The organism is Bacillus sp. DHT2 (genome assembly GCF_026241455.1).
GTDB classification, from domain to species: Bacteria; Bacillota; Bacilli; order Bacillales; family Bacillaceae_G; genus Bacillus_A; species Bacillus_A pseudomycoides.
Window position 1 is genome coordinate 1 of sequence record NZ_JAPHWH010000043.1, and the last position, 6,689, is coordinate 6,689.

Annotated in this window: 6 protein-coding genes and 1 pseudogene; 4 read left to right on the top strand and 3 right to left on the bottom strand. The window is 31.7% G+C overall.

Annotated elements, in window-relative coordinates; translation table 11 throughout:
* Nucleotides 1-1,517: 1,517 nt before the first annotated feature.
* Both ORL93_RS30450 and ORL93_RS30455 read left to right on the top strand, forming a co-directional pair.
* A pseudogene (locus tag ORL93_RS30450) lies at nucleotides 1,518-2,014 on the top strand (plasmid recombination protein); the annotation flags it as partial.
* Nucleotides 2,015-2,239: 225 nt separating this feature from the next.
* The gene (locus ORL93_RS30455; RefSeq protein WP_265960307.1) at nucleotides 2,240-2,854 is read left to right on the top strand and encodes a MarR family transcriptional regulator; all 615 of its coding nucleotides are present in this window, start codon (nucleotides 2,240-2,242) and stop codon (nucleotides 2,852-2,854) included.
* Nucleotides 2,855-3,085: 231 nt separating this feature from the next.
* Here ORL93_RS30455 and ORL93_RS30460 read toward each other — a convergent pair whose 3' ends face one another.
* Entirely contained in the window at nucleotides 3,086-3,235 is a 150-nt protein-coding gene (locus tag ORL93_RS30460) for a hypothetical protein (RefSeq protein WP_265960308.1), read from the bottom strand.
* A 210-nt stretch (nucleotides 3,236-3,445) separates the two neighbouring features.
* Between ORL93_RS30460 and ORL93_RS30465 the strand changes: the two genes are divergently transcribed.
* Nucleotides 3,446-4,006: a helix-turn-helix domain-containing protein gene (locus ORL93_RS30465; protein WP_098425799.1), complete on the top strand. Its 561-nt coding sequence runs from the start codon at nucleotides 3,446-3,448 to the stop codon at nucleotides 4,004-4,006.
* Nucleotides 4,007-4,091: 85 nt separating this feature from the next.
* Here ORL93_RS30465 and ORL93_RS30470 read toward each other — a convergent pair whose 3' ends face one another.
* Nucleotides 4,092-4,562, bottom strand: a complete 471-nt coding sequence (locus ORL93_RS30470) for a DinB family protein (protein ID WP_006097177.1) — start codon at nucleotides 4,560-4,562, stop codon at nucleotides 4,092-4,094.
* A gap of 524 nt (nucleotides 4,563-5,086) precedes the next feature.
* Here ORL93_RS30470 and ORL93_RS30475 point away from each other — a divergent pair.
* Nucleotides 5,087-5,647 carry a MerR family transcriptional regulator gene (locus tag ORL93_RS30475; protein ID WP_040118771.1) on the top strand — a complete coding sequence of 187 codons (561 nt, stop codon included), beginning with the start codon at nucleotides 5,087-5,089 and terminating at the stop codon, nucleotides 5,645-5,647.
* Between the two features lie 104 nt (nucleotides 5,648-5,751).
* On the opposite strand, the gene ORL93_RS30480 is transcribed toward ORL93_RS30475, so the two are convergent.
* Nucleotides 5,752-6,267 (bottom strand): helix-turn-helix domain-containing protein, encoded by a 516-nt coding sequence (locus ORL93_RS30480; protein WP_040118772.1) that lies wholly within the window; start codon nucleotides 6,265-6,267, stop codon nucleotides 5,752-5,754.
* Nucleotides 6,268-6,689: the final 422 nt, after the last annotated feature.

Consider the following 6,689-nt stretch of genomic DNA (forward strand, 5'->3'; position numbering starts at 1 on the left):
GTTCAGTAATTCTATCATCTCTTTATTTACAGTGTTTTGAATGTATACTTTTCCTGTTAATTTTGATGATACCAAAGGAATTAGTATAAATTCAATGATTAAGGGGATTTGAAAGTAAACTAATATTTAAAAGTTTACTTTCAATTAAATGAAAAAGAAGACCGAACTAGATTGTTTTCTAGAGTGGTCTTCTTTTATATATAAATTATTTAATTATAAAGTTTAAAATCCCTATAATTATACATGTAATTCCGGCTAAAAGTTGTCCTATTCCAGTGATTTTATCTAAAAATGATTCATATGTTTTCGTACTATATATACCCCATAATACTAAGATTACTCCAAAAAGTATAAATGCTATTTTTAAAATCATCGTATGGTTACCTCTTTATAATATATTTTTTATGTATGTATTTCTTATACTTTTATTATTACATTGAAATAATATTTGAACTATCTAATAACCTTACATAAAGATGACAGTTTTGTAAGATTTCATAAGTGAAAATAAAAAAGAGTCCTTCATATATAGGACTTTTAGTTTGTAATACAAGAAAAAATTCTTTTGTGTTAAAAGCGGCCAAACTTAGTTAGTAGGTTTTTTTATTAATTTTGTACTTATTACTAAAACGATAAATACGAAAAACCTTGAAAGGATTGATATTACTGGGTATTTTCTAGTTTGGTATGTTTGTCTCTTCTCACTTTATATAGAAATAGTTCTATTATTGAAAGTAAACTAATATCTAAAAGTTTACTTTCAGATATTGGATAGGTAATGGCATATCGCCAAGCTGAACAGACCAAAAACGAGGACTTAGGTTGCTCGATTTGGACTAGCAATTATACCCACTGGACCGGTCCTACCAATCCAAAAACAAGGGGGCTTCTTTTTTGATTGGTAAATTTAGTATATTGTTATTAAAAAAGAAAGGAAGTTTTACATGAATTTATTAAAAAATATTAGATTAATATTTTGTTTTGAAATTTTAATTGTAGCCTTCATTTGTATACGGGGTTATGTAAAATCGGATTATCCTCTTTATATTCCAATTAGTATTTTTGTGTTAGCTATTGGTTTGCTTTCCTCTTTTGAATATAGAAAAAGGAAAGTGAATGAAAAGAGGTAGTTATATGGTGTGTGTCAACGGTACCGGACCGAACCCGTAAGGGGACGGGAGGATAAGGAGTTGACACACTAACTATGCAACCCTCTGGTGGTTTGTCAAAAGGTACCCTTTTGACCCTGCCAACCGGCGAGGGAGCCCCTCAAGGATTGAGGGGTTGGGGAGTTCGATTGATGGGGTCAAGGGGAAGAGTTCCCCTTGTAGGTTCGGACAAAGTCCGAGGTTTTTGCCATGCTTGGCAGGGCTCGGCAAAGCCGAAAAGCGTCGCAGACCCCTATCGATTTTGATGCGTTAGCGTCAAAATACGTATAGGGTTACGTCAATTGACTCCATTTCGTCGCTTTGCTAGACTTATGGTATCAATTAATCTAGGAAAAGTGGTGGTATTTTATGTTGGGGTCTATCTCATTTAATCAATCTCACCAAAGTTCATTAAGCCACAATAACAGAGAAAATATTCATGGGAATCCTGGTATAGATCCAGCCAGGTCAGAGGAGAATATTTACTTTGTTCAAAAGGACATCCGAAGTGTATACAAGGATGTTTTTCAAGAAGCAGTGGACAAGTATAACGAGAAACAAAAACGGAATGACCGTAAGATTGAGAACTATTATGACAAAATACATAAAGACGATAAGACACATGAGCAACGAGAATTGGTTGTAGCGGTTGGAGAGGGCAAGATGACCCAAAGTATAGGGGGGCGAAAAAAGAAGCGTTAAAACGGTATGCTGAGGCGTTTCAAGAGCGAAATCCCAATCTAGTAGTTTATAACATGGTTTTACATGATGATGAAGCCAATCCGCATTTACATATTAACTATGTACCGAATTTCGAAAGTAGTCGAGGATTAACGAGGCGTGTCGGAATGGATAGAGCCTTGCAATAGCAAGATATAGAAGAAAAAGAGGATTGAATGTTGTGTTTTTGCAACAGATGGGAATCCTTAGTAAGGGATTCCATGTTATTATAGAGAAAAACGAAAAAACCGCCCAATGTCTTGGCGGACAGGCGGTTTTTCATACTCAGGTTGGAATCAACCTAATATATATTCTATACACATTGTAGCATAGGTTAGTTGATTCCTTCCACTAAGGGAGAGAATTATTTTATGACAAAAGTTGTAGATTTTGGACAAGCTGAAAGAAATGCTAGAAAAAGAGATTTAGAAATTGAAAATGAAAAAATTCAAGAGTTATATAATGATGTTTCAGAAGTTGAATTGGAAAAAGCTATGGAAACTATGGCTAAAGCTACTGGTAAAGAGCTTTACATAGGCACTAAAAAAAGTCCTCAGTCGAAAGTGAGGTTTGCTCAAATTTTGCAAAGTAATTATGAATTTTTAAGGGAAAGGGAATACTTTACGGCTAAAGAAAAAGCATTTTTAATTGATATTGTTTCTTCGATTGCTTTTAATTCAAACTGTATTGTTGATGATGTGAAATCAAAAAATCCAGTTCCATTGAATATTTCAGGACTTGCAAAAAAAATTGGATTAACACGAGCGAATACAAGTCTTTCAGTAAATTCTTTGGTTAAAAAAGGGATATTAGCGAAAGCTGAAAGTGGAATTGAAGGAAATAATGCAAAAGCTTATTCATTATTTGTAAATCCGCATATTATTTATGCAGGAGATAAGGATAATGTAAATGAAGCACTTAAAGCAATTTTTTATAAAGCTATGAAAATGAAGATATTGAAAGAGTTACCAGATAAATTATTTTAAGATTGACAATTAGTCAATCTTATTTTTTTACTCATTTTCGTGTGTATTGTTTTCGATACGAATGTGTATTGTTTTCGATACACACAAAAAACATCATAAACCTAGTTATACCAACGTTTTATACCACTTTTAAAACTCTTTCTCTTCTCACTCTATATATAAGGGCTAAAAGTTCCGCAAGGAACGGGTCGTATTTTTGAGAAAAACACTCAAAAATCTCCACCCTCAGAATCAAAAAGAAAAGGCGATAGCCTTTTCTTTTTGATTCTGTCCTTGCAAAACTTTTTTCGGCTGGTTTTTAGCTTTCGCCAAGCCGAACAGACCAAAAACGGGATTAAGTTGCTCGACTTGGATCAGCAATTGTACCAGCCGAACCGCCAATTCTTCCGTTCAAGGTATTCTTCTTTTTCCATATTGAATCAACGCTATGTGGGGTTTCGCCCCCACACGACGAGCCAGCACTCACACCCAAAAACAGGGGTGAATAGCATGATAAAACATTTTTACACCTTAGAATCATGTTATTATAAAGAAATTTGGTAGTCTTTAATTAGCCTTTAATTTAACCTCAAACTTAAGGGAGATGTATAGATGAACATTGGTAGACAAATACAATATTTTCGTAAACGGGATAATATGTCCCAAGAGAAGTTAGCAGAAAAAATTCATGTTTCCAGACAATCTATTTCTAACTGGGAAAATGAAAGGAACTATCCAGATATTCATAATTTACTAATGATGAGTATTCTCTTTAATGTCTCCCTGGATGATTTAGTTAAAGGAGATGTAAAGATCATGAAAGAAGAACTTCAAAAATCAACTTTCTTTAAGTGGAGTTACATCATGTTAGCATCAATGATTATACTTCCTATTTCTATTGCACCTGTATTTTACTTTTTTGGTTATTATGGTCTTATAATACCTTTGGTACTTACGATTTTGCTTATGTTTTCATCACAGCAAGTTGAAAACATAAAAAAAGAGCATAATTTAAAAACTTATCGTCAAATAGTTGATTTTATAGAGGGAAAACCTGTAAGTGAAGTAAGGCCTAATATAAAAGATAAATTATTAAAAATAGGTTTGATGCTTGCAAGTGCTTTAATTAGTTATAGTTTGATTTATTTAGGATTGAGTGTATTTGGAAGATAACTTAGAAAACTATTAAAAGTCCTCCGGATTGTTTAACTGGAGGACTTTCGTATTTACATAATTATCGTTATTGGTAGTGAAATTATTAATCCCATATATTTGGGCGTTCAATTTTCATTGTTCTCATATAATCTAACATTTGTCCTGTATGAACACCCTCATGATATGCTATACGCATTAACATATCCCCTAAAGAACGGATATACCCTACATTTGAACGATCAATTTTAATTGTATTTAAATCTTCACTAGAAAAAGAACGAACAGTATCTAAAAATTGTTTGTGATATATCTCAGCAAAATTCAGTTCATCTTCGACAGATAAAAAAGGTCTGTTTTCAAATGGAGAATTATACTCTTTTAGACTTCCCCTATTTTCAATAGCCAGATGATAATAATGTTCTGATTCCAGTACATGTCGAATCATCTCTAAACAAGTCATAGCTTTTTCATCTGGTTTCCAATCTAATTTATCACTCGGAATTGCTTTCCATACCTTTATACTCCTTCTTCTCACTTCTTTTAGATTTAATAATAATAAATCAATAGTGTTCAATTGTATTTCTCCCCTTCACTTAGTCTTATAAATTAAGTTTACAAATATTTTCAAGTAAAACGCAAACATTCGTTCTTTTTTCGGATACATTTAACAAACGAATCGTCCTGTAACTGACAAAAAGAAACAATATGTTATGAATATTACATTCATGCTCGGTTAACATAACGTCCCATTATCGGTAGCAAGGACAAGGTGGAATTCTTGTTTTAAAGGGGATTCCCTCTTGTCCTTGTTTTATTTTTCTATACACGATTTTATACATTGTTGATGTAGCGGGGATCTTAGGGATCCTCGCTACTCTTTTTTTGTATAAAATCTTATATAGAGAAAAAAGATTTTGATGTTATTATCGAGAAGTAATGAGTATCGGTGTTAAAATCGATATGTATTTCGAAATCAATTCGTTTTTAAAATCGGTTGTGAAATCAGTTGTAAGTGAATTCCGATTTTGATTAAAATATTGATTTAATCGCGTTTATGCGAGGGAAAACTTATTCCGTTTTTTGGAGGAGGAATTAAAATTGGAACTAAAATCGGAAATGTATACACCGAAAATTGTTGCGGATAGTTTAGGGGTAACTCCCGATTTATTAAAAGTATGGTCAAATGAATTTAATATACAAACCGAGCGAAGTCAGGGAGGACATCGCAGGTATTCTAAGGAAAATATTGAAGAATTAAAAGCTATAAAAGAAAAAATACATGTACAAAAATGGTCTTACGATCAAGTTCGAGCATGGAAGAATGGAGAACTTGATTCGTTTGTTTCAAAAGAAGAAAAATCGGAATTAGAAAAAAAATTGGATGAAGTATTGGAAAATCAGCAATTACAAAATCAATTTAATCAAGCATTAGTTCAAAAATTACAAGAGATTACCAATGAATTAGTTACTACAAAAGAGTATTTAGCTAATACTGAGAGAAAACTAACTGAAGTAGAGGGGAAAAATAGTGAATTAGAAGTCTTTATAGAGAAAAAGTTAGAGAAACGAGATCAGTTATTGCTTGAAAACATTAGAGATATACAGAAACAAAATCAGAAACAAAAACGGAAAGGTTTTTTTGGTTTGTTTAAAGACTAATTAATTGATTATGTGAAAAAAAGTTTCTTCAGATTTTCCGAAGAAACTTTTCTAGATTTTTAGATACATATGAGAATTAATTTATTTCATTTGCTATTTAAATACTAGGAGAATATTACCTTCATGATATAGTCATAAAATGAAGTTAAACATACTATACAGCTTAGCATTAAGAAAGCTATCCAAAGAGATATAAAATAATTTTTTTTAATTATGTAACAATATAAACTGAAAAAAATAGAAACTGAAAAGCCTAAAAGACATACAATAAGAATCCAAGTTCCGAGGCCATGTCCAAACATGAAAAATTGAGATTTTACTAAAATAAAAAGAACAAAAATAACAATTAAAGAAATGCATAATATAAAATATTTCATTACTTTTAAACGGTTATTTTCTAAAGAAAGGTGATTTTGCAGTTCTTTATCCGATTTAATTAAATAATCTAAACTAACATTGTATAAATCGCTTAGTTGAACAAGATTAATAATATCCGGAGCGCATTTATCATTTTCCCATTTGGAAACAGCTTGAGCAGTAACGTTCAATTTATCGGCTAACTGATTTTGAGAATAATTATGTTCTTTACGTAGTTTTTTTAACTTACTTCCTAACTCCATTTTACTCTCCTCCTCTAATGAAAATATAAATGAAATTTTAGAAATAAGCACGATAGTGTTGGTTGTGTTTTATCAACTTGGGTATTAACTAATGGTTGAGTATTGTTTTATATTAATATCACTGGTAAGAACTAGAGATAACATTGATTATGTGAATGAAAAGCCCCTTCCGATCTTCTGAAGGGACTTTTCTAGGTTTCTAGATAGATTAACTTCTGATAAGTGGCATTATGTTAACCTCACTTATTTTCACGTCGAAAATTGCTTAACGTATGTTTTCGTTAAAATGTGAGCGGAACCCCTATTTGTAAGCGACTCGAAATAAAAAAGCGAAGATATGACAGAATTTGTTTTCTTCGCTTTTTTTGATCTGTTAGCTTGTCCTATTTGTTTGTTTAAAATTATCAATTAGTATTGGTTAG